This is a genomic window from Mesorhizobium sp. M1A.F.Ca.IN.020.06.1.1 (assembly GCF_004023265.1).
Lineage (GTDB): Bacteria > Pseudomonadota > Alphaproteobacteria > Rhizobiales > Rhizobiaceae > Mesorhizobium.
In genome coordinates this window covers 1-3,485 of record NZ_RZSR01000651.1, presented here as the reverse complement: position 1 = coordinate 3,485, position 3,485 = coordinate 1, and the positions used below count along the sequence as shown (strand labels likewise).

The following is a 3,485-nucleotide window of genomic DNA, read 5'->3' as shown; positions in this document are numbered from 1 at the left end:
CCTCATGCACGGCGATGACGGAGCTGCGCGCGCAATAAGTGAGCCGCCCTTCATCGGCCATCCGGTCGAAGAGCAAATGCAACGCGCGAGCCTTGTCCGCCTCGGAGCCGTACAGTTGCTCCGGAGTTCGGACGAACCCGGCAGGCGGGCGGCGATAGATCTGCCCACCCGCGCGGTGCCCTTCATCGATCACCACCGGATGGAGCCCGGCGTCGACCAGTGTCGCCGCGGCCCTTATGCCGGCGGGGCCCGCACCTACGATCACGATGCGCGGCGATGACGGCTCGCTCACGGCCAGTTCTCCGGCGGCGTCGTGCGCAGCCGCATGCCTTCGACGGCAAGAGTTGTGCACGCACGCAGGCGCGGTCCCTCTTCTTGCCACACCCAGCAGTCCTGGCAGGCTCCCATTAGACAGAAACCTGCGCGCGGCTCGGGACCGAACTCGGAACTCCGGAGCGCATGTGCTGTAGCCAGCATTGCGGTCAGCACGGTGTCGCCGTCCAGCGCGTTGCGCGTCTCACCGTCGAGAAGGAATTGCACCTCCTCGCGATCGCGCTCGGCCAGCCGGACGATGCGGCCGACCGTCATCATTCGGCGGCCTCTCGTACCGGCCCCGGACGAGGCAGTTCGGGAAAGCGTTCGCAGACCGCCTCGAAGGCCGCTTGGACGCCTTCCGGCCCGGAGCGACCTTTCATGCGGCGAAAAATCTCCGTCTTGGCGAAGAACCGCCAGTGGATCGGCAAGGCGTCCAGCAGAGCGTGGAGCCGATCATAGGCAGCCGGCGTCCACTGCGCTTCGTAGCTGTCGCGCTCCGGCCCGAAATGGAAATGGCCGACGGACGGCGTGTGCCTCGCGCGCAGCCGCTCCGTCGCGCGCTCGTCGACTTCGACGCCGCGGATAACGACCCCGTAGTCGCTTTCGGCTGCGGCCGGCGAGAGATAGCCGCGCCGCACATCCTCACCGACCCGCCAGGGCTCGCGCTGAAACGGATCGCCGCGTCCGCCGCCGCCGGCGGAGCGGATCGCGAGCACGTCGCCCGGCTGCAGCACCGCCGTGTCGATGTTGCCCAGCCGCCGCTCGCAGTCGGTGCCCGGATTGACGACCATGTCCGACAAGCCGGCCGCCTTGCCGCCCAGCACGCCCCAGGGACGGAAGAAGCTGCGGTCGCGATTGCGCGCCGTAATCCGGGAGTCGGGGGCAAAGACACGAAAAGCCATCTCCGTCGCCAGCCCGCCGCGCCAGCGGCCCGCACCGCCGCTGTCCTGGGCGAGCCCATATTTCACGAACTCGACCGGCGTCTCGGTCTCGGTGATCTCGATCGGCGTGTTCTTGAGATAGGCGGCATCGGCGCCCGATCCATTGGTGCCATCGCGATGCGGCATCGCGCCGCCGCCGCCCACGACGGGGTTGACCGCCGCGATGACGCTCCGGCTGGTGCGCTCATCGATGGTCATGACGTTGACGATGCAGTTGTTGCCGGCCGGCGCCGCCGGCAAGCGCTCCGGCAGCACTTGCGAGAAGGCCCCGAAGATGACCGAGCGCAGCCTGGCGCAGGTGAGCGAGCGCATGCCGACGGCGGCGGGATGGACGGGGTTCAGCACCGAACCTTGCGGCGTGATGCAGGTGAACGGCCGGGTCAGGCCCGTGTTGAGCAGGATTTTCGGGTTGAGCGTGTAGAGCACGTAATACACCCCGACCAAAAGCATCGTGTGGCGCGGGTCGCCGCCCGAAGGCACGTTGAGTGAGGAGCCGAGCTGCGGATCGGAGCCGGTGAAGTCGAGCACGGCCTCATCGCCTTTGATCGTCAGCGTCAGCTTCAGCCGGCAGGGATTGGCCTCGACCGAATCCTCATCGGCATAGTCGGCGAATTGCCAGGTGCCGTCGGGCATGGCGCGCAGCACGGCCCGCGCCTGCGCCTCGGCATGGTCGAGAAGAGCTGCAACGCCTTCGACGAAGCCGGCCTTGCCGAACTTCTTCACCATCGCCTGGATCTTGCGCTCGCCGGTGTTGAGCGCGCCGACCAGCGCCTTGATGTCGCCGATGTTGAGGTCCGGCTTGCGCACATTGGTGCTCATGATCCTGAGGATCGTCTCGTCGAAGACGCCTTCCCTCACCAGCTTCATCGGCGGAAAGCGGACGCCTTCCTGATGGATTTCGGTGAGCGCGCGGCTGAGCGAAGCCGGCACAGCCCCGCCCATGTCGGTGTTGTGGATGTGCCCTCCCGTCCAGGCGACGATCTCGCCGTCGACGAAGACCGGCTTCCACAAATGCGTGTCGGGTGCGTGCGTGGCGACGTGGCCGGAATAGGGATCGTTGGTGAAGGCGACGTCTCCCGGCCGATAGTCGTTCACCATGGCGATCGCACGGTGATAGGAAAGCCCGGGGTACCATGTGGCGCCGAGCTCCATCGGGACGGCGAAGGTCGCTCCCGAGCGGTCCATCAGCATCACCGTAAAATCCTGCGTCTCCTTGACGAAGGCGGAGTGCGCGGTGCGGTGCAGCGTGTGGGCCATGTTCTCGGCCGCCGCGCGGGCATGGTTAGCCAGAACCTGAAGATTTGTGCGGTCGAACAAGGCGTCACTCCGCGAAAGTCAGTACGAGATTGAGGTGGCGATCGACCCGCGCCTGCGTTCCGGCGGGGAGGGCGAAGGTGGTATCTTCCTGCACTACCACCGCAGGCCCGTGAAACGCGCTGCCCGGCACCAGGGTCTGGCGGTCATGGAGGTCGACGGTCTCGACGGTCAGACCGGTATAGACCGGCACCCGGCGCGCCGGATGGGTCGGGACGTCGATCTCCTCGGTCTCGGGGAAGGAGAGCGCCGGACCTGCGCCTATCGCGGACAGCCGTACATTCACAAGCTCGATCGCGCCGTCCGGATCGTGGAAGTCGTAGAGCTGCTCATGGGTGCGGTGGAATGCCTGCTCGATCGCGGCCGCGTCGCCGTCCGCCAGCCATTGGGGCGAAAGGACAACCTCGATCTCATAGCTCTGGCCGAAGTAGCGCATGTCGCAGGAGAGTGTGAGTTGCGCGGCCGCATCGTGCCCCTGCGCCGCAAGCCAGTCGCGGCCCTCCTGCGCCAGCGCCTCGAAGGCCTCGCGGATTCCGGGAAGCGACGCGCCGGATAGCGGGCTGAAGATGGTGCGGATGAAGTCCCCGCGCAGATCAGCCACCAGCCCACCCAGCGCCGATACCACGCCGGGGCGGCGGGGCGCCATGACGCGCTTGATGCCGAGCTCGCGGGCCAGGAAGGCGCCGAGCATCGGGCCGCCGCCGCCGAATGGCATCAGCGTGAAATCGCGCAGATCGACGCCGGCGCGCGAGGCGAGCTTCTCAACCTCGACGAACATTTCCGACACCGCGATGTCGAGGATCGCCTGCGCGGTCTGCTCGACCGGACGGCCGAGCCGGGCGGCAAGCTCGCCGACCACGCGATGCGCCAGTTGGGTCTCGATCCTGAGCTGGCCATAGGCCATCTCCCTATGGC

4 protein-coding genes are annotated in these 3,485 nt (G+C 67.3%); all 4 read right to left on the bottom strand.

Annotated elements, in window-relative coordinates:
* A partial coding sequence (locus EOA60_RS24290) for an NAD(P)-binding protein (RefSeq protein WP_128312017.1) occupies positions 1 to 292 on the bottom strand: 292 nt, incomplete at its 3' end.
* The gene (locus EOA60_RS24285; RefSeq protein WP_095825763.1) at positions 289 to 591 is read right to left on the bottom strand and encodes a (2Fe-2S)-binding protein; all 303 of its coding nucleotides are present in this window, start codon (positions 589 to 591) and stop codon (positions 289 to 291) included. The genes EOA60_RS24290 and EOA60_RS24285, both read right to left, overlap by 4 nt.
* On the bottom strand, positions 588 to 2,573 hold the full coding sequence (locus EOA60_RS24280) for a hydantoinase B/oxoprolinase family protein (protein WP_128312015.1): 1,986 nt from the start codon (positions 2,571 to 2,573) through the stop codon (positions 588 to 590). The genes EOA60_RS24285 and EOA60_RS24280 overlap by 4 nt, the downstream gene beginning before the upstream one ends.
* 4 nt (positions 2,574 to 2,577) lie before the next feature.
* A partial coding sequence (locus EOA60_RS24275) for a hydantoinase/oxoprolinase family protein (protein WP_281060771.1) occupies positions 2,578 to 3,485 on the bottom strand: 908 nt, incomplete at its 5' end.